Annotated in this window: 26 protein-coding genes and 1 riboswitch; of the genes, 9 read left to right on the top strand and 17 right to left on the bottom strand. The window is 64.7% G+C overall.

Annotated features, from left to right (window positions below; translation table 11 throughout):
• Positions 1–292: 292 nt before the first annotated feature.
• Entirely contained in the window at positions 293–1,045 is a 753-nt protein-coding gene (locus tag JQ591_RS17200) for an SDR family NAD(P)-dependent oxidoreductase (RefSeq protein WP_211397194.1), read from the bottom strand.
• A gap of 97 nt (positions 1,046–1,142) precedes the next feature.
• The gene (gene pdxH / locus JQ591_RS17195; RefSeq protein ID WP_211397193.1) at positions 1,143–1,784 is read right to left on the bottom strand and encodes a pyridoxamine 5'-phosphate oxidase; all 642 of its coding nucleotides are present in this window, start codon (positions 1,782–1,784) and stop codon (positions 1,143–1,145) included.
• A gap of 113 nt (positions 1,785–1,897) precedes the next feature.
• Between pdxH and JQ591_RS17190 the strand changes: the two genes are divergently transcribed.
• Both JQ591_RS17190 and JQ591_RS17185 read left to right on the top strand, forming a co-directional pair.
• On the top strand, positions 1,898–2,305 hold the full coding sequence (locus JQ591_RS17190; RefSeq protein ID WP_211397192.1) for an RT0821/Lpp0805 family surface protein: 408 nt from the start codon (positions 1,898–1,900) through the stop codon (positions 2,303–2,305).
• Positions 2,306–2,414: 109 nt separating this feature from the next.
• Positions 2,415–3,377, top strand: coding sequence for a DnaJ C-terminal domain-containing protein (locus tag JQ591_RS17185; protein WP_211397191.1), 963 nt, complete (start codon positions 2,415–2,417; stop codon positions 3,375–3,377).
• A gap of 409 nt (positions 3,378–3,786) precedes the next feature.
• Here the strand turns inward: JQ591_RS17185 and JQ591_RS17180 are convergent, their stop codons facing one another.
• Entirely contained in the window at positions 3,787–4,557 is a 771-nt protein-coding gene (locus JQ591_RS17180) for an anti-sigma factor family protein (protein WP_211397190.1), read from the bottom strand.
• Positions 4,558–4,663: 106 nt separating this feature from the next.
• Positions 4,664–5,152: a sigma-70 family RNA polymerase sigma factor gene (locus JQ591_RS17175; protein WP_007594679.1), complete on the bottom strand. Its 489-nt coding sequence runs from the start codon at positions 5,150–5,152 to the stop codon at positions 4,664–4,666.
• 173 nt (positions 5,153–5,325) lie between these two features.
• On the opposite strand from JQ591_RS17175, the gene fabI reads away from it, so the two are divergent.
• The 4 genes from fabI (at position 5,326) to JQ591_RS17155 (ending at position 9,224) form a co-directional block, all read left to right on the top strand.
• Positions 5,326–6,141 (top strand): enoyl-ACP reductase FabI, encoded by an 816-nt coding sequence (fabI, locus tag JQ591_RS17170; protein WP_211397189.1) that lies wholly within the window; start codon positions 5,326–5,328, stop codon positions 6,139–6,141.
• Positions 6,142–6,155: 14 nt separating this feature from the next.
• Entirely contained in the window at positions 6,156–6,755 is a 600-nt protein-coding gene (locus tag JQ591_RS17165) for a histidine phosphatase family protein (protein ID WP_211397188.1), read from the top strand.
• Positions 6,756–6,869: 114 nt separating this feature from the next.
• A complete protein-coding gene (aroC, locus tag JQ591_RS17160) occupies positions 6,870–7,958 on the top strand; it encodes a chorismate synthase (RefSeq protein WP_211397187.1) in 1,089 nt (362 codons plus the stop codon).
• 75 nt (positions 7,959–8,033) lie between these two features.
• Positions 8,034–9,224, top strand: coding sequence for an adenylate/guanylate cyclase domain-containing protein (locus JQ591_RS17155; RefSeq protein WP_211397186.1), 1,191 nt, complete (start codon positions 8,034–8,036; stop codon positions 9,222–9,224).
• A 43-nt stretch (positions 9,225–9,267) separates the two neighbouring features.
• Here the strand turns inward: JQ591_RS17155 and JQ591_RS17150 are convergent, their stop codons facing one another.
• The 8 genes from JQ591_RS17150 to JQ591_RS17115 all read right to left on the bottom strand — a co-directional run bounded on the left by JQ591_RS17150 (position 9,268) and on the right by JQ591_RS17115 (position 14,706).
• Positions 9,268–10,437, bottom strand: a complete 1,170-nt coding sequence (locus JQ591_RS17150) for an HWE histidine kinase domain-containing protein (protein ID WP_211397185.1) — start codon at positions 10,435–10,437, stop codon at positions 9,268–9,270.
• Positions 10,438–10,636: 199 nt separating this feature from the next.
• On the bottom strand, positions 10,637–10,831 hold the full coding sequence (locus JQ591_RS17145) for a hypothetical protein (RefSeq protein WP_211397184.1): 195 nt from the start codon (positions 10,829–10,831) through the stop codon (positions 10,637–10,639).
• Positions 10,832–11,060: 229 nt separating this feature from the next.
• The gene (locus tag JQ591_RS17140; RefSeq protein WP_211397183.1) at positions 11,061–11,720 is read right to left on the bottom strand and encodes a Spy/CpxP family protein refolding chaperone; all 660 of its coding nucleotides are present in this window, start codon (positions 11,718–11,720) and stop codon (positions 11,061–11,063) included.
• A 240-nt stretch (positions 11,721–11,960) separates the two neighbouring features.
• Positions 11,961–12,266, bottom strand: a complete 306-nt coding sequence (gene clpS / locus JQ591_RS17135; RefSeq protein ID WP_211397182.1) for an ATP-dependent Clp protease adapter ClpS — start codon at positions 12,264–12,266, stop codon at positions 11,961–11,963.
• Positions 12,267–12,309: 43 nt separating this feature from the next.
• Positions 12,310–12,651 (bottom strand): DUF190 domain-containing protein, encoded by a 342-nt coding sequence (locus JQ591_RS17130; protein WP_211397181.1) that lies wholly within the window; start codon positions 12,649–12,651, stop codon positions 12,310–12,312.
• Positions 12,652–12,653: 2 nt separating this feature from the next.
• Positions 12,654–13,082 carry a fluoride efflux transporter CrcB gene (gene crcB / locus JQ591_RS17125; RefSeq protein ID WP_211397180.1) on the bottom strand — a complete coding sequence of 143 codons (429 nt, stop codon included), beginning with the start codon at positions 13,080–13,082 and terminating at the stop codon, positions 12,654–12,656.
• Positions 13,083–13,088: 6 nt separating this feature from the next.
• On the bottom strand, positions 13,089–13,487 hold the full coding sequence (crcB, locus tag JQ591_RS17120; protein WP_283817780.1) for a fluoride efflux transporter CrcB: 399 nt from the start codon (positions 13,485–13,487) through the stop codon (positions 13,089–13,091).
• 7 nt (positions 13,488–13,494) lie between these two features.
• The gene (locus JQ591_RS17115; protein WP_211397178.1) at positions 13,495–14,706 is read right to left on the bottom strand and encodes an MFS transporter; all 1,212 of its coding nucleotides are present in this window, start codon (positions 14,704–14,706) and stop codon (positions 13,495–13,497) included.
• Between the two features lie 125 nt (positions 14,707–14,831).
• A riboswitch (Fluoride riboswitch) is annotated at positions 14,832–14,909 on the bottom strand.
• Positions 14,910–15,197: 288 nt separating this feature from the next.
• On the opposite strand from JQ591_RS17115, the gene JQ591_RS17110 reads away from it, so the two are divergent.
• Together JQ591_RS17110 and JQ591_RS17105 are read left to right on the top strand one after the other, a co-directional pair.
• Positions 15,198–16,067 carry a DUF1194 domain-containing protein gene (locus JQ591_RS17110; RefSeq protein WP_211397177.1) on the top strand — a complete coding sequence of 290 codons (870 nt, stop codon included), beginning with the start codon at positions 15,198–15,200 and terminating at the stop codon, positions 16,065–16,067.
• A 175-nt stretch (positions 16,068–16,242) separates the two neighbouring features.
• Positions 16,243–16,875, top strand: coding sequence for a hypothetical protein (locus tag JQ591_RS17105; protein ID WP_211397176.1), 633 nt, complete (start codon positions 16,243–16,245; stop codon positions 16,873–16,875).
• Between the two features lie 66 nt (positions 16,876–16,941).
• Here JQ591_RS17105 and JQ591_RS17100 read toward each other — a convergent pair whose 3' ends face one another.
• Positions 16,942–17,583 carry a carboxymuconolactone decarboxylase family protein gene (locus JQ591_RS17100; RefSeq protein ID WP_211397175.1) on the bottom strand — a complete coding sequence of 214 codons (642 nt, stop codon included), beginning with the start codon at positions 17,581–17,583 and terminating at the stop codon, positions 16,942–16,944.
• Positions 17,584–17,765: 182 nt separating this feature from the next.
• Here JQ591_RS17100 and JQ591_RS17095 point away from each other — a divergent pair, with 182 nt between their 5' ends.
• Positions 17,766–18,368: a hypothetical protein gene (locus tag JQ591_RS17095; RefSeq protein ID WP_211397174.1), complete on the top strand. Its 603-nt coding sequence runs from the start codon at positions 17,766–17,768 to the stop codon at positions 18,366–18,368.
• A 12-nt stretch (positions 18,369–18,380) separates the two neighbouring features.
• Here the strand turns inward: JQ591_RS17095 and JQ591_RS17090 are convergent, their stop codons facing one another.
• The 4 genes from JQ591_RS17090 to JQ591_RS17075 all read right to left on the bottom strand — a co-directional run bounded on the left by JQ591_RS17090 (position 18,381) and on the right by JQ591_RS17075 (position 22,103).
• Positions 18,381–19,439, bottom strand: a complete 1,059-nt coding sequence (locus JQ591_RS17090; RefSeq protein ID WP_249137101.1) for an Acg family FMN-binding oxidoreductase — start codon at positions 19,437–19,439, stop codon at positions 18,381–18,383.
• A 108-nt stretch (positions 19,440–19,547) separates the two neighbouring features.
• A complete protein-coding gene (locus JQ591_RS17085; protein ID WP_211397173.1) occupies positions 19,548–20,795 on the bottom strand; it encodes a class I SAM-dependent RNA methyltransferase in 1,248 nt (415 codons plus the stop codon).
• Positions 20,788–21,522, bottom strand: coding sequence for a TlyA family RNA methyltransferase (locus JQ591_RS17080; RefSeq protein WP_211397172.1), 735 nt, complete (start codon positions 21,520–21,522; stop codon positions 20,788–20,790). The genes JQ591_RS17085 and JQ591_RS17080 overlap by 8 nt, the downstream gene beginning before the upstream one ends.
• Before the next feature lie 26 nt (positions 21,523–21,548).
• Entirely contained in the window at positions 21,549–22,103 is a 555-nt protein-coding gene (locus JQ591_RS17075) for a nucleoside 2-deoxyribosyltransferase (protein WP_211397171.1), read from the bottom strand.
• Positions 22,104–22,111 lie beyond the last annotated feature (8 nt).

Genomic DNA, 22,111 nt, shown 5'->3' with positions numbered 1-22,111 from the left:
TGCCGGCACTGTGGTGCTCCGCTGCTCGACGGCGAGAACGACGACGACTGCTCGACTGCAATCAGCACGGCCGCTCCGCAGCCACGCGAGAGGTCACGTCGGATTCGACTCGATTGAGGAACGGAAGCCAAGGGCGATCCAGGTCTTGCGGCGGCGTTGTCTGGATCGCCTTGCTTCCCCGGCGTTGTTTCCAACATCGTCATTGCGAGGAGCTCTCGCGACGAAGCAATCCAGACTGTCTCCATCGAGGCGGTCTGGATTGCTTCGCTTGCGCTCGCAATGACGAGGTAGCCTACACGTGCTGGCCGCCGTTGATGTGGATCTCGGCGCCGTTGACGTAGGACGAGGTGTCCGTGCACAGCACGTAGATGATCTTGGCGACCTCGTCGGGCGTGCCGAGCCGGTGCATCGGGATCTGCTGGTCGACGATCTTCTCGGTGCCCGGCGACAGGATCGCGGTGTCGATCTCGCCCGGCGCGATCGCGTTGACGCGCACGCCGACGCGGCCGAAGTCGGAGGCCATCTCGCGCGTCAGGGATGCCAGCGCGGCCTTCGAGGTGGCGTAGGCGGCGCCCGCGAAGGGATGCACGCGCGAGCCCGCGATCGAGGTGACGTTGACCACCGATCCCTTGGCCGTCTTCAGTTCCTCGATCAGCCCGCGCGCCATCATGATCGGAGCGAAGAAGTTGACGTTGAACACGTGCGTCCAGGTGTCGAGGTCGGTGTCGATCGAGCCGAGCCTGGAGCCGCCGGGCCCCTTCGGCGAGATCGCGGCATTGTTGACGAGCGCATGCAGCATACCGCCTTCGAGGCGGTCGCGGATGTCGGAGATCGCGCGCGTGGTATCGGCGGGGGTGGCGAGGTCGACCTGGATATGGTCCTCGGGGCCCGCATCCCAGGGACAATCCTCCGGGAACGGATGCCGCGAGCAGGTGATGACGCGCCAGCCGGCCGAGGAAAATCGGATGACGGTCGCGTGGCCGATGCCGCGGCTGGCTCCGGTCAGGAGCAGCGTGCGGCGCGGCGCGTTGGAAGACTGCGGCATGAAGGTCTTTCAGGTTGGAGCATGATCCGGACCCGGAGGGCTGCGTTAGCGCAAAGTGTGCAGCGGTTTTCCGAACAGATCATGCTCAAACAAAATACTAGGGATACATCCGCGTCTTGGACCATTTCTGGCCGGCCGCGTCACGGCGAAATTCGATGCGGTCGTGCAGGCGGAATGGGCGGTCGTGCCAGAACTCGATACGCGACGGCGTGATACGCCAGCCGCTCCAGCCCGGCGGACGCGGCACCTCGCCGATGATGTGCTTGGCGGCGACCTTGGCGATCGCCTGCTCGAAGGCGAAGCGGCTCTCGAGCTCTTGCGACTGCTTGCTCGCCCAGGCGCCGATCTGCGCCTGCTTCGGGCGGGTGGCGAAATAGGCGTCGGCCTCGGCCTCGGTCACCGGCGTCACGTTGCCGCGGATGCGGACCTGACGGCGCAGCGACTTCCAGTGAAAAAGTAACGCCGCCTTAGGATTTGCGGCGAGTTCGCGGCCCTTCTGGCTGGCGATGTGGCTGTAGAAGACGAAACCCTCGGTATCGAAGCCCTTCATCAGCACCATGCGCACATCCGGCAGGCCGTCGGGATCGACGGTTGCGAGCGCCATGGCGTTCGGATCGTTCGGCTCGCTCTTGATCGCCTCGTTCAGCCAGGCCTCGAACAGCGCAAAAGGCTCGTCGGCGGCGGTGAAATCACCGGATGTTAAGGGTGTCTGGTGTTTCATCGAGGTCGTGTCGGTCATGTCTGGAGTCCGAGTTGCGTCCCGCGGTCCAAAACGCGTTGTTGTCCGCTACCGCCCTATATAGGGTATGGGGACGCGTTGGCCTATCCGCGATCCGGCCGTCCGGCGTCGTCATGACGATCATTCTGATCGGGCTCGGCACCGGCGGTTGCAGCTTTTCCCGGAATGACAAGAGTGCCTACGCCAAGGCCGACGACAACGACCTCACCGGCTCGATCGCAATGCAGGCCAAGGCGTCGGCCCCGACCGAGACCGATCTCGCCTTCGCCCGCAACGCCGCCTCCGACGTCCTCAGCAAGAACGACAAGGATTCCAGCCAGCATTGGGAGAATCCGGAAACCGGGGCGCGCGGTTCGGTCACGCCGATCGCGCAATCCTATGCCGCCGAGGACGGCCGCAAGTGCCGCGACTTCCTGGCGAGCTACGTCAACGGCAGCACCGAAAGCTGGCTCCAGGGCGCCGGCTGCCAAAGCACCCGTGGCAGTTGGGAGATTCATACGCTAAAGCCGTGGCGGAGCTAGGAATCGCTTCACCAGGCTAGTTGCAAAAATGCCACTCACCCCCCACATGAGGCTCAGGTGGGGCGGGGAGCCCTTTGAACAATTCAATTTCTTGAAGGAGACGTGACGGATGCGCGACCCCTATGAGGTCTTGGGGGTGCCGCGGAGCGCCAACGCTGCCGCGATCAAGAGCGCCTATCGCAAGCTTGCCAAGAAGCATCATCCCGACAGCAACAAGGACGACCCGAAGGCCGCCGAGCGATTCTCCGAGATCAATTCGGCGAACGAGATCATCGGCGACGAGGACAAGCGCAAGCAGTTCGACCGCGGCGAGATCGACGCCGACGGCAAGCCGCGCTTTCAGGGTTTTCCGGGCGGCGGCGGGCCGCGCGGTCGCGCCGGTCCTGGCGGGTTCGAGAGCTATACGTTCCGCGGTGGCGGCGCAGGCCCTGGTCAGGGTGGCGGCGCGTTCGAGGATATCCTCAACAGCATGTTCGGCGGTGGACAGCGTCCGCGGCCCGGGGCCGGCGGCGCCGGGCAGTTCGAATTCGACACCGGCGGGATCGGGGTTGATCTCGACCTGAACGTCGCCATGACTGTCTCGCTGGAAGAGTCGGTGCAGGGCGGGGAGAAGCGCGTCCGGCTGCCGACAGGCAAGGAACTCAACGTCAAGATTCCGGTCGGCGTCGTCAGCGGCCAGCAGATCCGGCTGAAGGGGCAGGGCGAGACCGCGCAGGGCCATCCACCCGGCGATCTCCTGATCACGATCACCGTTGCACCGCACTCTTTTTTCAAGATCGAGGGCGCCGATCTCAGGATCGACCTGCCGGTCACGCTTTATGAGGCGGTGCTTGGCGGCAAGGTCCGCGTGCCCACCCTCGGCAATGCCGTGGAGCTTTCGGTCCCGAAAAACACCTCCAGCGGCCGGACCTTCCGCCTCAAGGGCAAAGGATTGCCAAAAGCTGGCGGAACCGGGGATCTCTTCGTCACCATCAGGATTATGCTACCGGACGGGAACGACGCCGAGCTTGAAGCATTGATGGAGAAGTGGCGGGACCAACACCCCTACAATCCACGTAGCGGGCTTGGCTAACGCATGATCCGGAAAAGTGTGTAGCGGTTTTCCGAAAAGATCATGCGCAAACAAGAGCTAAAGCGCGATCCATCGCGCTTTAAGGCGAGATCGGCAGCTGAAGGGGTTCTCCTAAAGACTGAGAGCGTCATCCATCGAGATGATGCTCATCATATGCCTGAGGCGTGGTAGCCCTTCTTGGCTCACGTGCTCGACGTGTCGGCTGTCCGGCGGGGCAGCCGATAAAAAGGTGCGGCCTCGAGAGGGGGACCAGCGCGGTACCAAAAACCCCAATCGAGGCCGCCCGCGTCGATCGGCGGATCGAACGCTGCTCATTTTCGCGTGATCATCCGGTGCGATAATGAGACGCGCCGATGTCTTCATTCCAAATTTTCAATGTCGGAATCGAGGCACCGCGCTTGCGTGGTGTCTAGGTGCCGTTTTTCTCTGCCTGGTCGTAGACCGCTTGCGCCACTTTGGTCAGCCGGTCCCGGTCGCCGCCACCGCTGACGACGTAGCCGACGCCGCGCTCGGCCCAGAACAGCGCCCCGTCCTTGTCCGTCCTGGCGTAGCGCATCTGCGTCGCGCCGTTCTCGGTCTTGGCGGTGTAGATCGTGTACCGCTCGCCCGAGGCGCCCTCATACATCAGGAACGACGCCGGGCCGTTCGGCCCGGGCAAGAGCCGGCCGCCGACGAGCTTTAGTCCACTCGTCTCCAGGTTCGGAGCAAACACGGTCCAGCCGCAGCGCCTGGTCAACCAGGCCTGGAGGTGGTCGCGCTCGTTGCCGCCGACCTCGACGGGGTGGCGAACCTCGACGACATAGAGGCGGTGGGCGTCGAGCGCGTCCGTCGTGAAGTTTTGGAAGGTGGAGGGGGCATTGGCGGCGCCATGCGCCAGCCAGCCAGCGGTGCCGCCGGCGACGAAGGCAACCAGCACCGCCGCGGCGGCGCCATAGAGCCAGTGCCGCGGGCGGCGCTCGAGCCGCTCGAGCTCCAGCCGCGCCGGCACCGGCTCCTGGGCGACGGAATCGTAGCGGGCGTGCAGCATCTCGGCCATGGCGCGCCAGGACTGCACGCGCTCGCCATCCTCAGGCTGCGCGGCAAGCCAGGCCTCGACGTCGGCGCGGCGCTCGGCCGGCAGCTCGCCGTCGACATAGGCGTGCAGTTCGTCCTCGGTCACTGGGATCTTGCGGTCGTTCATATCGGTCGTCTCTGGCTCTGCGGCCCAAAATGTTCTTCGTGGTTCAACTGCGCCGCTTCCCACGCCATGCAGTGGAAACGACGGGCGCGATGCATCAACCCTGCCATCATTTCACCCGCCTGAGCGCCGGGCGCTCACCCTCCAGCGAGGCTTTAACGTGGGCGCGGGCGCGTGCCAGGCGCGACATCACGGTGCCGATCGGCACACCCTGGATGTCGGCGACCTCGCGATAGCTCATGCCCTCCAGCATCACGAGGAGCAGCACCGAGCGTTGCTCCTCGACGAGCGTCGCCAGCGCCCTCTCGATATCGCGCCCTTCGGCTTCGGTCCCGCTGGCATCCGGGTTGTTCTCCGTCAGCTGCATGAATTGCGGGCGCCGTGCCAGCGAGCGCCGCCGGTTCTTGTTGAGGTTGGTCAGGATCGTATAGAGCCAGCTCCTGACGTCGCCCCCGAGGAACAGGCGCTCCGAACGCAGCGCCCGCACCAACGTATCCTGCACCAGATCGTCGGCCGCATCCGCCTCTCGCGTGAGCGCGCGGGCGTAGCGGCGCAACGCCGGGATCATGGCTTCCACACTCTGGCGAAACGCACTCATTGCGGTCTTGACGTCCTGATGTTCGGCGCGAGCGCCACAACGATGATAACACCCGAGCGGAACGGCTATTCCGGCGCTCGAAACAGCGTTAACGCCGCGTATTAGGACTGTACCGCAACGGAGGGCTGGTGTACCTCCAAACCTTACCGAGAGCTCGACGGGACGTTAGGAAAATGGCGCAGAATTCAGGTCTGATGCAGGGCAAGCGCGGGGTCATTCTCGGCGTTGCCAACAACCGCTCGATCGCCTGGGGCATTGCCAAGGCATGCCATGCCGCGGGTGCCGAGCTCGCCTTCACCTATCAGGGCGATGCGCTGAAGAAGCGCGTCGAGCCGCTCGCCGCCGAGATCGGCGGGCTCGTGCTCGGCCATTGCGACGTCACCGATGCTGCGACCATTGATGCGGCCTTCGCGGTGCTGAAGGAGAAGTGGGGCAAGATCGATTTCCTGGTTCATGCGATCGCCTATGGCGAGCAGCTCGACGGCCGCTACGTCGACACCACGCAGGAGAATTTTTCGAAGTCCTTGCTGATCTCCTGCTATTCGTTCACGGCTGTGGCGCAGCGCGCCGAGAAGCTGATGACCGACGGCGGCTCGCTCATCACGCTCAGCTATTACGGCGCCGAGAAGTGGATGCCGCACTACAACGTCATGGGCGTCGCGAAAGCGGCGCTCGAAGCGAGCGTGCGTTATCTCGCCGCCGATCTCGGCGAGAAGAACATCCGCGTCAACGCGATCTCGGCGGGGCCGATCAAGACGCTCGCGGCGTCCGGCATCGGCGATTTCAGATATATCCTGAAGTGGAACGAGGCCAACGCACCGATGCGGCGCAACGTGACCACTGAAGACGTCGGCGGCAGCGCGCTGTATTTCCTGTCCGACCTCTCGCGCGGCGTCACCGGCGAGGTGCACCACGTCGATTCCGGCTATCACGTGCTCGGCATGAAGCGCCCGGACGCACCGGACATTTCGTTCGGTGGGAAGGACTAGTTTCTGAATCTGGAATGCCCGTGCCCACGATCTATTATCTGCGCCACGGCGAGACCGAGTGGAATGCGCTCGGGAGGCTTCAGGGCACCAAGGACATTCCGCTGAATGCGCGCGGTCGCGGTCAGGCCGTGCAGGCCGGCGGCATTCTCGCCGATCTGTTCAAGCGCGACGGCCGCGACAAGGCCGGGTTACCCTACGTGTCGAGCCCGCTTGGCCGCGCCCGCATGACCATGGAACTGGCGCGCGGCAGGCTCGAGCTGCCGGTGACGGACTACGCGCTCGACGACCGCCTGCGCGAGATCGGCTATGGCACCTGGGAGGGGCTGACGCTGGCCGAGAGCGAGGCGACCGACCCCGAAATCTACGCCAGGCGCCTCGCCGACAAATGGACGGTGGGCCCCGCGGGCGGGGAGACCTACGCCGATGTGCAGGTCCGCGTGCGCGCCTGGTACGACCAGCTCCGGACCGACACCGTCGCGGTCGCCCACGGCGGCACCTGCCGGGCCCTGATGGTTTCACTCGGCCTGGAGACGCCGGCGAGCGCCGCCGAACTCTATATCGAGCAGGGCGCCGTCTACGTGTTCCGCGACGGGCGGCTGGAGAAGTTTAGTTAGGCCGGTGTCGCCCCGTCCTCCGCCGACAAGCCCGGCCATGACGACCGTGGGCATATTTGACCCATATTTCAGGGCGAGCTAAGTCAGCACTGACTTATCAGCCAGCGAGCAGCGATGTCCTTCAACACCTTCGGCCACATGTTCCGCGTCACGACCTTCGGCGAGAGCCATGGGGTGGCGATCGGCTGCGTGGTCGACGGCTGCCCGCCCATGATCCCGCTCGTCGAGGCCGACATCCAGCTGGACCTCGATCGCCGCCGGCCCGGCCAGTCGCGCTTCACGACTCAGCGCCAGGAGCCGGACCAGGTGAAGATCCTGTCCGGCGTGATGGCGCATCCGGAGACCGGCGTACAGGTGACGACGGGCACGCCGATCGGGCTCCTGATCGAGAACACTGACCAGCGCTCGAAGGACTATTCCGAGATCAAGGACAAGTTTCGTCCGGGCCACGCCGACTTCACCTATGAAGCCAAATACGGCTTGCGTGACTACCGTGGCGGCGGCCGCTCATCCGCACGCGAAACCGCGATGCGCGTCGCCGCCGGTGCGATCGCGCGAAAAGTGCTGCCCGAGGTCAAGGTGCGCGGCGCGCTGGTGCAGATCGGCCCGCACAAGATCGACCGCGACAAATGGGACTGGGACGAGATCGCCAACAATCCGTTCTTCTGTCCCGACAAGGACAAGGCCGCGTTCTTCGAGACCTATCTCGACGGTATCCGCAAGAGCGGCTCCTCGATCGGCGCTGTGATCGAGGTCGTCGCCGAGGGCGTACCGGCAGGCCTTGGCGCACCGATCTATGCAAAGCTCGACGCCGAGCTGGCGGCCGCAATGATGAGCATCAATGCGGTGAAGGGCGTCGAGATCGGCGCCGGCTTTGGCGCGGCCGAACTCACCGGCGAAGAGAACGCCGACGAGATGCGCACCGGCAATGACGGCACGCGTTTTCTGTCCAACCACGCCGGCGGCGTGCTGGGCGGCATCTCCACCGGACAGCCGGTGGTGGTGCGTTTCGCGGTCAAGCCGACCTCGTCGATCCTGCAGCCGCGTCTCACCGTCGATCGCCACGGCGCCGACACCGAGATCATGACCAAGGGCCGCCACGATCCCTGCGTCGGCATCCGCGCCGTCCCCGTCGGCGAAGCCATGATGGCCTGCGTGCTGGCCGATCATTTCCTGCGCGACCGCGGTCAGGTCGGGCGCTAGCGCGGCGCGCTGGTGTCGCGCCACCAGCCTACCGCGCAGCTTGACGATGCCACAACTTCGTCTGCAAATGCGGACATGGAAAGCTCCGAGCTCCAACGCATCACCAACTGGCTGATCGACGGCGCCTGGGCGTCGAAGGCCCCGGCCGAGATGATTGCGGAAGCCTGCGAACGTATGGTCGTAGCCGGTCTGCCGCTGTGGCGGTTCGGCATCTTCATCCGCACGCTGCATCCCGAAATTTTCGGTCGCAACTTCATCTGGCGGGAGGGGGAGGGGGTCGAGACCGGCACGGTCGATTTCGAGATCCTGGAGACGCCGGAATTCGCCAGAAGTCCGCTGCGGGTCGTGTTCGAGCAGGGACTTGAGGTGCGGGGACGCATGGACGACCCCGGCAGCAAGCATTTCCCTTTTTTCGATGACATGCGTGCCGAAGGCGTAACCGACTACGTCGCGACGCCAATGCGGTTTCTCGACGGCTCGGTCCACGCGACGAGCTGGACCACGCGCCATCCAGGCGGCTTCAGCGATGAAAACATCGCGGCGATTCACGCTATCGTCAAACCGCTCGCTCGCGTTGCCGAGATCATCAGCCTGCGCCGCACCGCCGAGATGCTGCTCGACACCTATGTCGGCAATCGTGCCGGCGCGCGCATCCTTGGCGGCCAGATCCGCCGCGGCCACAACGACACCATGCAGGCTGCGATCTGGCTCTCCGACCTGCGCGGCTTCACCGCGCTGTCGGACCGGCTGCCGGCCGAGACCGTGGTCGAAATCCTCAACCATTATTTCGACTGCCAGGTCACCGCGATCCGTGGCCATGGCGGCGAGGTGCTGAAATTCATGGGCGACGGCCTGCTCGCGGTGTTCCCGATCGACGAATATGTCGGTGATGCCGCGCATGTCTGCACGCGCGTGCTGGAGGCGGCGCGCGAATCCCGCGCCAGCGTCGAGGCGCTCGCCTTTCCGGTCGGCGACGTCATCGAGCGCTTCCGCTTCGGCGTCGCGCTCCACGTCGGCAACATCCTCTACGGCAATATCGGCGGCGGCAACCGCCTCGACTTCACTTGCATCGGCCCCGCCGTCAACCTTGCCGCCAGGCTCGAGAAGATCACGGGGCGCCTGGGGCGGACCGTCGTGGCCTCGGAAGGCTTTGCCAATGTCTGCCACCACGACTGGCACGAGCTCGGCGAATTCCCGATCGCGGGATTTTCCAAGGCGCAGCGCGTCTACGGGCTGGCGGATGAAGCGCCGGTGGTGATGGCCTGAGGTCGTCCCCGGAAGTCCGCCGCCATCCCCGGTCGGAAGAATTTCAAGCGCTGGACGCCATCACCGACTTCAGCGGTACATCCAGCTGATAGACAAATCCGGACGCTTCATAGGCCAGCTGCACCTGCCCGTTCAGTTGCTGGCCGAGTGACTCGATCATCCGGGTGCCGTAGCTCCGTCGTGTCGGCGCCACCACCACGGGACCGCCGCTTTCGCTCCACGTCAGGCGCAGCCTTTGCTCGATCTCGTCTACGGTCCATGCGATCTCGACATGCCCGGAGGAATTGGACAGTGCGCCGAATTTCGTCGTGTTGGTGCAGAGCTCGTTGAACGTCATCGCGAGCGCTATCACGGCACCGGATGTGATCCTGAGGTCCGGCCCATTGAAATGGAATCGTCTGCCCCCCTGAATGTCGTAAGGATCGGTGGCGCCGCTCAGGGTGTGAGTGAGGCTCGCATTTGACCAGCTGACCTTGATCAACAGGTCGTGGGCACGCCCCAACGCCAGCAGGCGCCCATCCATGGCCTTTTGGCCTTGCTCGAGATTGATCGCGTCCCGGAAGCTCTGGGCTGCGATTGCGCTCACCGTTGCAAGCGTATTCTTGATGCGATGATGCAGTTCTCCGAGGATGAGCTTCTGCAACTTGTCGGCAGCCTCGCGCTCCTGGGCTTCGATGCCGGCTTGAGCGAGGAGGACCTTGGCGTCGGTATCGGCCTGTTCCAGCAACAGGCGCAAATTGTCGTTTTCCGCTGCCAGAACCGATTCCTGCGGCGATCGAGCCAGCTCAAGGTTTTCCCCGGAAGCGGTCGTTGTGCTCGGAAGGATCTTTCGCGCGCCCGCCCCGATCATTGCCTGCAACTGCGAGATCATTTCTCCGACGGCGAGCGGCTTGCGAAAGAAGCGGCTGTTCGCCGGCGTTTCGGCTTCAGGCGGCTTTACGTGGCCGGAAACCAGCACGATCTTGATGGCAGGCCAGCGATCGTGCACTGCCTGGGCCAGCTTCAACCCGTCCATGGTCCCGGGCATCTGGATGTCGCTGAACAGAAGCGAGATGTCCGACCGCGACTCGAGGATCGAGAGTGCTTCGTCGGCGTTGACTGCCTCCACAGGGCAGTAGCCTGCATCCTCCACGATATCGACCGCGCGCATGCGCAATATCATCTCGTCTTCGACGACGAGAACCTTCGGCAAGGAGGTTCGAATTGTTGACATCTGTGCACGACACCTTCCTGGATCATCCGACAAGCTCGGCCGGTGCTTTGCGATTGTTGGTCTAGCGGCGCGCCGTCACCATGCGGGTATCATGCGCCCCGACATCGGTCGGTTTTCCAGCAATTCAGCGCCGACGCTCAACCGGCACTGCTGCCTTGTTGGTTTCCGCTCCGTCGGCAGGCCGATGCTGCCTTCGCGCCTAGCGCGGTGCCTTCAGGCTTGGCAAACTTAGCCAATCATGAATGTGCGAAGCCGTTTCGCTCAATCGCGCCGCTTTGAGCAGCGATTCCCGCTGAACCCCGGGCGGGGCTATCTCCGCGCGACGGCGGGCCTCGGTTGCCAATTGGGCAAGGCGATCGCTCAGCGGGATGGTTCTCTTGGTGGTGTCTTGCATGGGACGCTCCGCATAGGGCGGGAGCGCAGAGACTCTCTCAGTCACCGATGGATGCCGTGACGAGCCGGTGATGGCTCAGCATGCGCCTCTTGACGGCCAATAGATACATTATTCGGCACAGCCGATTCGGCGGCTGGAATCGGGGCCTCGCCGGCCTTTGTTCGCGCGCGCCACCTACTCGAATGGGCACCGCCGGCGGCAAGTCATTCGTGCCGCCTGCGACCGCAGGTTATTGCGTCGGCTTGCCGGTCTGCATTCCCGTGCCCATCATGCTTCCGCCCCGCATCGCTGACATCATCGGCATCATGCCCATCTGCGGCGCGAGCAGCTCGTCCGCGGTCTTCTTCTGCTCGTCGGAAAACATCGCGACCAGGTTGGTGAGCGCCGATTTCATCGCCCGGGTGCCTTCGAGGCGCGCTGCGAGCCATTTCTCCTGGAACGCGAGCCTTTCGATCAGGACGGGACCTCCGGGGCCTTGCTGCGACATCATCGAGCCGCGCATCTCTCCCAACGTCTTGGCGTTCGTCCGCAGGGCATCGGCGAACGCGCTCCAGGCGGGCTGCTGTGCGTCGGTGATCTTGAGCTCGGTGCGGAGGAACGCGATCCGACCCTCGATGTGATCGATGAGCTCCATGCCACCCATCCCGTCTCCGGACTGCCGCATCATCTCCATCATCTTCGCCATGTTCATCATGGGCATCTTCCCGTCCATCATTCCTCCGCCATTGATGCCCTGAGAGCCGGCCGGACCCGGCTGGACCGCCTTGGGCTGCTCCTGCGCCTCCTTCGGGTCGGGGTGATGCCCCTGATGCTCCGCGGCTGGTTGAGCCCAGGCGGCATGCCCGAGTGTCGTGACGAGTAGGGCTGCGGCAAAGGTCAAAGCACGCATGGCAAGCTCCTGAGGGTAGGTGGCCAGTTCTCAGGATGACTCGTTCTCGCCGCCGGTTGCTTGAGGCACGTCAATGTGACCGCTTCCCGGCGCGCGACGAGCCGTCGCGGAGGGCTATGAGCCGGACGCTAAAGAGCGCGCCTTTGTCGGCATCGATGTAGCGGCCAATGGCTAGATGTCGCTAGCCGCCTGCGAAGTTCCGCGATGCCAGTCGGAGGGCAAGGTCGGAAAGCGTGTAAGCTATTCCTCCGGCTCCGTCGTGAACAGCAGCGGATAGCCCTTGGTGCGGCCGGCGTCGGTGGCGCGGGTGGCCTTGGTCTCTGCGACGTCCTTGGTGAACACGGCGACCACGCAGGCGCCGAGCTTGTGGGCGGTGATCATCACCTTGTAGGCCTGATCCTCGGTCATGCGGAACTCGGCCTTGAGGATCATCGTGACGAATTCGCGGGGCGTAAAGTCGTCGTTGATCAGGATGACCTTATGCAGCTTCGGCCGCTCGACCTTGGTCTTCGTCCTGGTTTTCGGCTTGATGACGGTGTCGCTCATTCCGCCTCCCGGATACGGCGGGCTCGGGTTCCTGCCGGCGCGCTCAGCGCGCGGCCTTCTCACCATATTGCAGGACCTGCACCTTCTCCAAGGTCATCAGGCCGCTCGACATCATGCCATCCAGGATGGGCAGGAATGCGTTGATGTGGTCCTCGCTGTCGACGATCTCGATCAGCAGCGGCAGGTCTTCCGAGAGCCGCAGAATCTTAGAAGTGTGGAGCCGGCTCGACTTGCCGAAGCCCATGGGGCCGCGCAGCACGGTGGCGCCGGCCAGATGCCGCTCGCGCGCTGTCATCACGATCGCTTCATAGAGCGGCTTGCCGTCGAAATGGTCGCTCTCGCCAATGAATATCTTGAGCGAAACTGCCTGATTGGGGATTTGCATGGTCAGCTCCTTGTCAAGCGGTTGGTGCCGCTGGCCATCATATGGCCGAGCCACACCGACACCAGCCAGCAAATGACGGACGCGGCGATATAGGCGAGCGCCGTATATTTCGTGCCGCCGTGGAACAGGCGGAAGGTCTCCAGGCTGAAGGTCGAAAAGGTCGTGTAGCCGCCGCAGAACCCGGTCATGACGAACTGCCGGTGCTCGGGCCGCGCCAGCACGCGGCCGTCGGGCCCGGTCAGCGTCGCGTAGAAGCCGATGATCAGCGAGCCCGTGGCATTGATGAACAGCGTCGCGACGGGGAAGCCGGGGCCGGTGTCGAGCGCAAGCCCGACCAGATAGCGCGTCAGCCCGCCGACGATGCTGCCGGCGGCAACCCAGGCATAGAGTACCGCGGTGCGCCAGCGATCGGCAGAGGAGGGGGACTTCATCTGCCTCTAGCCTCCCAGAGTGTCCGCGAGGAGGAAGCCGCAACTGACGGCCGCGAGGCACAGCCCGACCGAGAACACGACATTCCCGAGCGCGTGCATCGGCTCGCCGTTGCGCGCCAGCGTCAGCGTTTGCAGGCTGAACGAGGACACCGTGGTGTAGCAGCCAAGAAAGCCGGTCACCGCGAACAGCCATGGATCGGGCGCGGCGAAGGCCGAGCCGGGATGGGTCGCCAATGCGCCAAAAATGCCGATCAGGAAGGCGCCGGTGACGTTGATGGTCATGGTGCCCCACGGAAACGTCTCGCCTAGCCGCCGCGCGATCGCGCCGGAGATGAAATAGCGCGCACAGCCGCCCAGCACGCTGCCGATCATGATCGCAAACACTCCGCTCAGCACGGCGAACAGCCCCCCGTCATCGTTTCTCCTCCATTGCCAGCCCGTTGCCGACGGCCAATAGCCCCATGAGCGCGACCAGCGCGAAGCCGAGCCCGGCCAGGAACGTGCCGGCCGGACCATAGGTATCCCACAGCGCGCCGGCGATCACGCTTGCGGCCAGCAAGGCAAGGCCGGTGAACAGGTTGAAATAGCCGAACGCGGTGCCGCGCAAGCTCGGTGGCGCGGCGTCGGCGACAAGGGCCGAGAGCAGGCCTTGCGTCAATCCCATATGCAGTCCCCACAGCACGACGCCGAGGGCGAGGCCCCCGAGGCTTGGCAGCAGCGCGAGCGCGAGATCGGCGCCGGCGAGGAAGACGAGGCCGAGCGCGAGCAGGCCGGTGCGGTTGATCCGGTCCGAGAGCACGCCGGCCGGATAGGCCGACAGCGCATAGACGATGTTCATCAGCACCAGCACGGCCGGCACCCACATCGCATTGAGCCCGATGTTCTGCGCACGCAGGATCAGAAAGGCTTCGCTGAAGCGCGCCAGCGTGAAGACGATGCCAACCGCGACGACACGCCAGTACACGGATCCAAGCTGCCGCATCGCGGCGGTGTTCAGCGGATTCTTTGACGGCTCCCGGCCTGGGTCCGGCTCCGGCTCGCTTACCGCGAACGCGATCAGTCCGAATGACAGGAACGCCGGCAGCACGGCCACCCAGAACACCGCCGTAAAATTATCCGCCGTCCACCACATCAGGCCGATCGCCATGAGCGGCCCGACGAATGCACCGATGGTGTCGAGCGACTGACGCAAGCCGAAGCTCGCGCCGCGCAGGCCGATGGGTGCAATATCGGCGATCAGCGCATCGCGCGGCGCGCCGCGAATGCCCTTGCCGACGCGGTCGATGAAGCGCGCGGCGACCAGCCATCCGACGCTGGGGGCAAGCGGGAACAGCGGTTTTGTCAGTGCGGCCAGCCCGTAGCCGAGCGCGGCGAGCAATTTGCGCCGGCCGAGCCAGTCGGACAACGCGCCGGAGAAGATTTTCGTGATCGAGGCGGTCGCTTCGGCGATGCCCTCGATGAAGCCGACGGTGAGCGTGGAGGCGCCGAGCACGGTGACGAGATAGACCGGCAGCAGCGCGTGGATCATCTCGGAAGAGACGTCCATCAGCATCGAGACGAAGCCGAGCACCCAGATCCCCCTGGGCAGCCCCGCACGCGCAGCATTCGGTGTCGTCAGCGTCACGTCCAGGACTTCCCCTTGGCCTCTGCTTGACCTGTCCTTGGCCTTCGCGTCCAGGCAACAAAAAACCCGCCAGCGGCGGGTTTGTCCATGCTCCCGCCGAAGGCAGAGGCCCAAAAATTGCCCCTCCTCAAGCAGGAGTCATCAGCCCACTACGGTCACAGGCCGCCGGGCGGTTGTCGGGGGACTCCATCCCCATCTGTGTCGCCAGCCTAGCATGGAAATCGCGCCGGACAAGTGGGCGAGGTGCTCTGTCCAGTGGCCCGTCATTCCGGGCACGAACCGCGCGCTACGGCATGCCGCTGCCAGCGATCGCGCAGTCCAGCGGCGCGAGCGCGGCAACATGGCGGCAGCTTTGCGGAAAGCTTCGCAACTCCCGACTCGCAAATCCCTAACTGGCAAATCCCTAACCGGAATGTGAAGCGCAAGCGATCTTCGGACTTTGCGGCAAGGCGATTGCATGTCACCATCGCGTCATACGACGGGAGGCTGCGATGCGCTTGCTGTTCTCGATCGGGGCTTTGCTGGTGACCGGCATGTTTGCCGGAGGGGACGTCGCGGGCATCGCGGCACCAGGGCCTAAATTTGAGTCACCTAAAATTCAACCGCAGCGGCAAGCAGCCGACAGGGACGCGCAGACGGTCGATGTCGAGCTGATCCTCGCTGTCGACGTGTCCTACTCGATGGACATGGACGAACTGGCGATCCAGCGTGAGGGCTACGCGCAGGCGATCCAGTCGAAGGAATTCCTGCAGGCGCTGAAGCTGGGTCCGAACGGCCGGATCGCCGTGACCTATTTCGAGTGGGCCGCCTCGACCGACCAGAAGATCATCATTCCCTGGCGGCTGATCGACGGACCGGAGACCGCCGATGCCGTCGCCGCCGAAATCATGAAGACGCCGATCCGGCGCGCCTCGCGCACCTCGATCTCCGGCGCGATCACTTTCGCGATGCCGCTGTTCGACGAAGATCCCTATCGAGGGCTGCGCCGCGTCATCGACATTTCCGGCGACGGTCCCAACAACAATGGCACCCCGGTCACGATTGCGCGCGACGCAGCGATCGAGAAGGGCATCGTCATCAACGGCCTGCCGATCATGGTCAAGGAGCCGTCCTATTCGACCATGGATATCGACAATCTCGACTTCTACTATGAGGATTGCGTCATCGGCGGCCCCGGTTCCTTCGTCATCACGATCAAGGACCGCGACAAGTTCAAGGAAGCCATCCGCACCAAGCTCTTGATGGAGGTTGCGGGCCGCATGCCGGAGCGCCGCGTGATGCACGTTGCGGACAAGGACAAGGAGCCGCGTGTGAACTGCATGATCGGCGAAAAGATCTGGTCGGACCGCTGGGGTCGCTGAGCGCTGCCCCCGGACGAGACCTTTTGCCCTATTTGCCTGCGATGGAAATTTAACCATGCGTTAACCGTTGCGTGGCCCTAATCGGCTGTTTCCAGTTGTTTCCGGATAAGGTTCTGACGTTGCTGTCGGGGCACGAACGAAGCGGGCCTGTCAGACCAATCCGCCGAGCAATCCAATGGCCATCGTCACCTCGAGCACCAGCCAGATTTCTCCCGCTCTCGAGCGGGTCTATCACCAGAGCTCCCTGCTCGGTGAGTGGAAGGGCAATTGGGCTGGCAACAACCAGCCTGTCAGCTTCAAGGTCGTGAACATCCGCGGTGCCCGGGCGCAGGTCGAGTACACCCATAACGGGCGCACGGAGCGCGGCTTTGGCGAGGTCGCCGGTTCGCTTCTCACCTTCGGCACGGTCACGGTCGGCACCAAGGACGGCAAGAGCCTGGTGCTGTTGTCATCTGCAGGCGCGGGCAAGCAGACCGCGACGCTCGAGAAGCAGGCGCCGCCGGCCTCGGACAGCCGTCTGATGGGAAGCTGGGGCGGCTATTCCAGTGACAATGGCAAGAGCGCGAGCTTCAGGGTGCTCGCTGTCAACGGCAACGAAGCGCAGGTCAGCGTCACCACTGACGGCGTCACCCGTCAGGGCACCGGCACCGTCTACAAGAACGTCATCATGTTCGGGCAGGCGCAGATCGCGACCGATGACGGGCAGAACGGCAAGATCATCTACCAGGTCGGCAACAAGTCGTTCATGGTGCCCGTGACGAAATATCCGCCGGCCGATACGTCGTCCTCGGTGGACAAGACCGCGTAACGCCTCGCCGTCATTTGCCGCGGCATGATGTCAGCGCCGCCGTAGTAGTGAAATCGAACGCTCCGGCTATTTCGCGGCGAGCGGTGGCAGCGGCGGTACGCTGTCGTTCGGCGCGTCCGCCTGCATGGTGATCAGCGTCATCGAGACCAGGTCGTAATAGCCGATCAGGCCGATGATATCCATGATGCCGCGCTCGCCGAATTTCTGTTGCGCCACGCGGTAGATTTCGTCGGAGACCTTCTTGTCGCGGTAGAGCGCCATCGCGAGATCATAGAGGGCAGCTTCGTCGTCCTTCATCGCCTTCGGCCGTACGCCGTTCGCGATGTCGCTAGCGACCTCTGGGTCGAGGCCGGCCTTCATCGCGAGCGGATAATGCGCGAACCATTCGTACTGCGCGGTCCATTGCCGCGCGGTGATCAGGATGGCGAACTCGCTGAGGCGCGCCGGCAGCGACGAATTCCAGCGCAGGTAATCCGACATCGCCGAGAGCTTCGGCGCGAGCTCCGGGTTACGGATATAGGCGCGGTAGGGCGGGTTGGTGAATTTGGCATTGCGCGGGGGCACAGCGATCGCATCCGCCCATTCCTTCTGCGGCGGTGTGAGTTCGTCCGCCTTCAGCGGCACGAAGCGGGTCGGCTCGGCCGCGCGGCCCGCTCCCGAAATCGCGACAGTGAACAGCACGGCCAGCGCCACGCCCGGATATCGCATCGTCTTTCTCCCATTCCGGCGGACTCGCGCCGCCTTGTTTCGGACGACAGCTTACGGTCCGGTGGGAACCGTGCAAGACCTCGGCAACGCATGCGGGAGTTGAAGGAAACGATGCCGGGGCTCCACTGGCATTCGCCACATCCGTCGCGTATAATTTCCGTACTTCCTTGACGGTCACCTGAATGTCCAGCCTCGCAGATTCACGCGTCCTCGCAATTCTCTTCGCCGTGCTTTGCTTCGGTGGAGCATCGGCCCATGCGCAAGTGGCGCCCCTGAGGTATTGGATACCGGGCGGTCCTTTCGGTTGGGGTGGCAGTGCCGGCGAGAGCGCCGATGCCTACGGCAACTTTCCAAGCTTCAAGGCCGGCGACGTTGACGGAAGCTACAGTTTTCGTCCCGGTTTCTTTGTCGGAAGCGAACGCGGCAGTCTCGGTTTGAACGGTTTCAGCCAGAGCGGACCAGTCGGTAGCTTCAGCGCGCTCTCTTACGATGGCACGCAGTTCGGGTACAACACCAAGACCGCGGGCGGCATGCCCGTCACGTTCTTTGCCGGTTTCGACACGCTGAAATACGGCGGCGGCATTGGCAGCTCGCTTGCGCCGCTCACCTCCAGCGCCTCGCCCGGCTATGGCGCATTCGCGGGTGTCGAGTTCAAGCCGACCTCCAACCTCAGCCTGTCGTTCGGCGCCGGTTTCATCCAGCAGCAATCGGGGCGCATGGACAGCGACATCAACTCGTCGATATTGCCCGGCGAGTCACCGGCCCTGGGCAGCCTTCGGCGCTAAACTGGAACTGCATCATCCGCGCATCACCAGCTCCGGGCTGCGCCTCAGCGATTTCGGCAAATCCGGCCCGGCTCCGAAACGGATCACAATATCGGGACGCCGCTCGCCGAGTCCGAGTGAGGCTGCGAATTGCGACCTCAGTGTCGGCACCTCGACCGGCTGGTTGACGAAGGAATATTTCAGCCCGAGCGCGGTCGCCTGCAAGCCGAACCGCTGGCAAGCGCGTCCGACCGCGATCCACTGCGATGCGTCGCTCCGGTCGGCGGCAAGCACGAGGACCCCCGCGGAGCTGTCGAGCTCGTCGCGGTACTTTCTGTTCTCCGCCTGCTCCGTGAAGACGAGCTTAAGCAGCGGCCGCGCGACCCATGCCGGCAGTGACGGGCTGCCTGACGCGCGCGAGAACAGCCCGTCCATGGACGCGACCGCATCCGCCTCGTTGAAGCGCATCCAGCTCACGAGTTCGCTCATGAAAGCCTTGTCGCGCATTTGTGCGGAATTGCCTTCGAGCACATAGTCGGTGACCTCAGCGATGGCTGCGCGTTCGGTCAGCAGGATTGCCGACACGTTCGGCTCGCGACAGGCGTCCTCGAGCTGGCGCAACATCTCGGGCGCGACCGGCCTGCCGTCGAATGCCGCACGGGTGCATTGCCTGACTGGAATTGCGTCCGCCAGCGCCGATGGGGCGGGCGGAGCCTGGTCGAGTGCGATCACTATCCGGTCGCCGTCGATCGTCTGGTTTGCGCGCCAGCCCAGCGTTGCCGCCGCAAGTGCGAGATTTTGGGCGGCGCAGCCGAGGCTGACGAAAAGGTGGTGATCGTCCGGGTCGACTGCGGGACAGCGGCGCGCGACGTCGGGCCTAATCACGATTTCATTGCCATGGGCAGAAAAAATCCAGGGCTGGGTGTTGTGGCTGTTGGCCGCGAGTGTCGCAAAACGCACGAGCTCGCGATCTCTCGGGGTCGATCGCAGCGGTGCCCGAGCCGCCTGCACCGCTTCCTCATAGCTCCTGGCCGAGGCCTCCGCGGGACTGGCAGTGAGCGCCGCCGCGGAAAGGCCGAACGTATTGGTCATGAATTGTCGCCGGTCGATCGCCATCATCCGCTCCGCGGCCACTCCACGCGAGCTTAGCGCAACGGCAGAGCCGGTCGGTTGACCGGCATCAAGGTCGGGAGGACGCGGTTACCTCACAAACCGCGCCACCAGCTCGACATGCGGCGTATGCCGGAACTGGTCCACGGGCACGACGCTGTCGATCTTGTAGCCGCCGTCGATCAGCAGCCGCGCGTCGCGGGCAAATGTCGCGACGTTGCAGGAGACCGCGACCACCACAGGCACCTTGCTCGCGGCGAGCTTCAAGGCCTGCGCCTGCGCGCCTTGGCGCGGCGGGTCGAACACGATTGCGTCGAAATCGCGCAGCTCCGGCGGCACCAGGGGGCGGCGGAACAGATCGCGCGGCTCGGCCTTGATCGGCTTGAGCCCCGGCGTGCGCGCGGCCATTGCGAGCGCTGCAATGGCGCCGGCGTCGTTGTCATGGGCGGTGACGCGCGCCTTCTCGGCGAGCCGCAACGCAAACGGCCCGACGCCGCAGAAGAGATCGAGAACGTTCTTGGCCTTGCCGATGCGCTCCGCGACGAGAGACGCAAGCGTCTGCTCGCCCGCGACGGTCGCCTGCAGGAATGAGCCCGGCGGCAGCGTCACCTCGGCGCGGCCCATCTGCAGGGTCGGCGGCAGGCGTTGCAGCACCAGTTCGCCGTGCCGTGTCAGCCGCGCCAGGCAGTGCTGCTCGGCGACGCGCGAGAGCGCCGTCACGAGCGGCGTTGGTAGCGGGCCGGAGCCGCGCACATCGACGTCGAGACCGTTGGCGGTCGCGGTGACCTGGATGTCCAGCGGTTTCGTCACCGGCATTTTAGATGTCAGCAGCTCGGCGAGCGCCCAACCCGCATCGAGCGCACCCGCGAGCCCGGGATCGAGGATCGGGCAGCGATCGATCGGGATGACGTCGTGCGAGCTGGCAGCCGAGAAGCCGACCTTGAGGATGTCATGCGTGCCGAACCGGCCGTGCAGCGTGATGCGCCTGCGCCCCGCGCCGTGGGCGTCAACCAGCGACGCCACCTCGCAGTCGATGCCGGCCTGGGCCAGGGTCTCGACCACGATGCCGCGCTTCCAGGCGTGATACGGTTCAGCCGCCCAGTGCTGGATCGCGCAGCCGCCGCAGACGCCGAAATGCGGGCAGAACGGTGTGATGCGCTCCGGGCTGGCGACATCCACCGCCAGCAGCTTGCGGCGGTCAGGGTGGTTGCCGACGACATGATCGACCTCGACGGTCTCGCCGCCGAGCGTGTAGGGCACATAGATTGCCTCGCCGGCGTCGAGCGAGACGCCGTCCCCGCGATGGCCGACGTGATCGATCCTCACGCGCTCAACCACGGCGCGCGCCCAGGAAGAATTCGATATTGCCGTCCCCGCCGGTGATCGCCGACGGGAACACCTCGATATCGGTGCAGCCGAGCGAGGCCGCAAAGGCGGCGATGTCGTCGCAGATCTCGCGGTGCACGGCGGCGTCGCGGATGATGCCCTTCTTGTTGTGCTTCCGGTCCGCTTCGAATTGCGGCTTGATCAGCGCCAGCAGGCTCATCGGCGCGGCCGCGAGCGACAGCGCCACGGGCAGCACCGTCTTGAGCGAGATGAAGCTGACGTCGATCACGACGACATCGGGCCGCGCTGGCAGGCGCTTGCCGTCATAGGCGCGGATGTCGGTCTCTTCCATCGACACGATTTTGGAGTGACCGCGCAACGAGGGATGCAACTGGCTGGTGCCGACATCGACGGCAAAGACGAGACTCGCGCCGTTCGCCAGCAGCACCTCGGTGAACCCGCCGGTGGAAGCGCCGACGTCGAGGCAGACATGGTCCTCGATCTCGATGCTGTAGCGCTCCAGCGCGCCGGCGAGCTTGACGCCGCCGCGGGAGACGTAGGGGTGCGCGGGCTCGGCCTGGATCACGGCGTCCTCGGCGATGGTCTCCGACGGTTTTGCGACCTGCTTGTCGTCAGCGGTGACGAGCCCGGCCTCGATCGCCGCGCGCGCCCGCGCCCGGCTCTCGAACAGGCCGCGCTCGACCAGCAGAACATCCGCGCGCTTGCGGGCAGGGGACATAATCTCTCCGAAGACGCCTGAGGCGCTTATGTAGCGATCAATCGCGCGGCCGCCATCCGGACGCAAGCCTCGAACGCGGCCAGATCGTGCCAGACGTCGATTGGCATCTGCGCCGGCGTCACCAGCGGGCAACCATGCAGCTCAAGCGCATGGATCATCATGAGATTGTCGACGAGGCCAAAATCCTCGACCGTGAGCCCCTGCGCGTCGACCAGCCGTCCGTCCTCGGACGTCACGTCCATGAAGCGGCCGACACGGTCGGCATAGGCGGCGCCGTCGTTGGAATAGGCGAGGCAAAACTTGCGGCGGCCGGCCATGTAGCCGAGCTCGTAGACGGTGCCGGGATCGGCGCCGGCGCCGCGGAACGGGGTGAGGTTGGCGATGATGGCATCGGCCGCGTCCATCATCGCCTCGTTGCCGCAAAAGATCTGCCGCGAGGCGTCGGGAGCGGCGAAGTCGATTTCATTGTCGAGGGGGTAGAGGCCGGTCAGGCCGTTCGCGGCACAGATCGCGGCCTTCTGTCGGCCGATCTCGACCGCATCTGGCAGGAACACGTCGGGGCCTGCCAGATAGATTTTCATGAGAGCTG

Source organism: Bradyrhizobium canariense, assembly GCF_018130465.1.
Classification (GTDB): domain Bacteria; phylum Pseudomonadota; class Alphaproteobacteria; order Rhizobiales; family Xanthobacteraceae; genus Bradyrhizobium; species Bradyrhizobium canariense_C.
This window is presented reverse-complemented; position numbering and strand designations above follow the sequence as displayed.

Bases quoted from the DNA above. Each gene is read 5' to 3' on its own strand.
- JQ591_RS17090 (WP_249137101.1), bottom strand. From the start codon at position 19,439: ATGACCAATACGTTCGGCCTTTCCGCGGCGGCGCTCACTGCCAGTCCC.
- JQ591_RS17175 (WP_007594679.1), bottom strand. From the start codon at position 5,152: ATGAGTGCGTTTCGCCAGAGTGTGGAAGCCATGATCCCGGCGTTGCGC.
- JQ591_RS17100 (WP_211397175.1), bottom strand. From the start codon at position 17,583: ATGCGATATCCGGGCGTGGCGCTGGCCGTGCTGTTCACTGTCGCGATT.
- JQ591_RS17075 (WP_211397171.1), bottom strand. From the start codon at position 22,103: ATGAAAATCTATCTGGCAGGCCCCGACGTGTTCCTGCCAGATGCGGTC.
- JQ591_RS17165 (WP_211397188.1), top strand. From the start codon at position 6,156: ATGCCCGTGCCCACGATCTATTATCTGCGCCACGGCGAGACCGAGTGG.
- JQ591_RS17190 (WP_211397192.1), top strand. From the start codon at position 1,898: ATGACGATCATTCTGATCGGGCTCGGCACCGGCGGTTGCAGCTTTTCC.
- JQ591_RS17105 (WP_211397176.1), top strand. From the start codon at position 16,243: ATGGCCATCGTCACCTCGAGCACCAGCCAGATTTCTCCCGCTCTCGAG.
- JQ591_RS17145 (WP_211397184.1), bottom strand. From the start codon at position 10,831: ATGCAAGACACCACCAAGAGAACCATCCCGCTGAGCGATCGCCTTGCC.
- JQ591_RS17080 (WP_211397172.1), bottom strand. From the start codon at position 21,522: ATGTCCCCTGCCCGCAAGCGCGCGGATGTTCTGCTGGTCGAGCGCGGC.
- JQ591_RS17130 (WP_211397181.1), bottom strand. From the start codon at position 12,651: ATGCAAATCCCCAATCAGGCAGTTTCGCTCAAGATATTCATTGGCGAG.
- JQ591_RS17150 (WP_211397185.1), bottom strand. From the start codon at position 10,437: ATGTCAACAATTCGAACCTCCTTGCCGAAGGTTCTCGTCGTCGAAGAC.
- JQ591_RS17155 (WP_211397186.1), top strand. From the start codon at position 8,034: ATGGAAAGCTCCGAGCTCCAACGCATCACCAACTGGCTGATCGACGGC.
- crcB (WP_211397180.1), bottom strand. From the start codon at position 13,082: ATGAAGTCCCCCTCCTCTGCCGATCGCTGGCGCACCGCGGTACTCTAT.
- pdxH (WP_211397193.1), bottom strand. From the start codon at position 1,784: ATGACCGACACGACCTCGATGAAACACCAGACACCCTTAACATCCGGT.
- JQ591_RS17110 (WP_211397177.1), top strand. From the start codon at position 15,198: ATGCGCTTGCTGTTCTCGATCGGGGCTTTGCTGGTGACCGGCATGTTT.
- fabI (WP_211397189.1), top strand. From the start codon at position 5,326: ATGGCGCAGAATTCAGGTCTGATGCAGGGCAAGCGCGGGGTCATTCTC.
- JQ591_RS17095 (WP_211397174.1), top strand. From the start codon at position 17,766: ATGTCCAGCCTCGCAGATTCACGCGTCCTCGCAATTCTCTTCGCCGTG.
- JQ591_RS17185 (WP_211397191.1), top strand. From the start codon at position 2,415: ATGCGCGACCCCTATGAGGTCTTGGGGGTGCCGCGGAGCGCCAACGCT.
- clpS (WP_211397182.1), bottom strand. From the start codon at position 12,266: ATGAGCGACACCGTCATCAAGCCGAAAACCAGGACGAAGACCAAGGTC.
- JQ591_RS17140 (WP_211397183.1), bottom strand. From the start codon at position 11,720: ATGCGTGCTTTGACCTTTGCCGCAGCCCTACTCGTCACGACACTCGGG.
- JQ591_RS17180 (WP_211397190.1), bottom strand. From the start codon at position 4,557: ATGAACGACCGCAAGATCCCAGTGACCGAGGACGAACTGCACGCCTAT.
- JQ591_RS17200 (WP_211397194.1), bottom strand. From the start codon at position 1,045: ATGCCGCAGTCTTCCAACGCGCCGCGCCGCACGCTGCTCCTGACCGGA.
- aroC (WP_211397187.1), top strand. From the start codon at position 6,870: ATGTCCTTCAACACCTTCGGCCACATGTTCCGCGTCACGACCTTCGGC.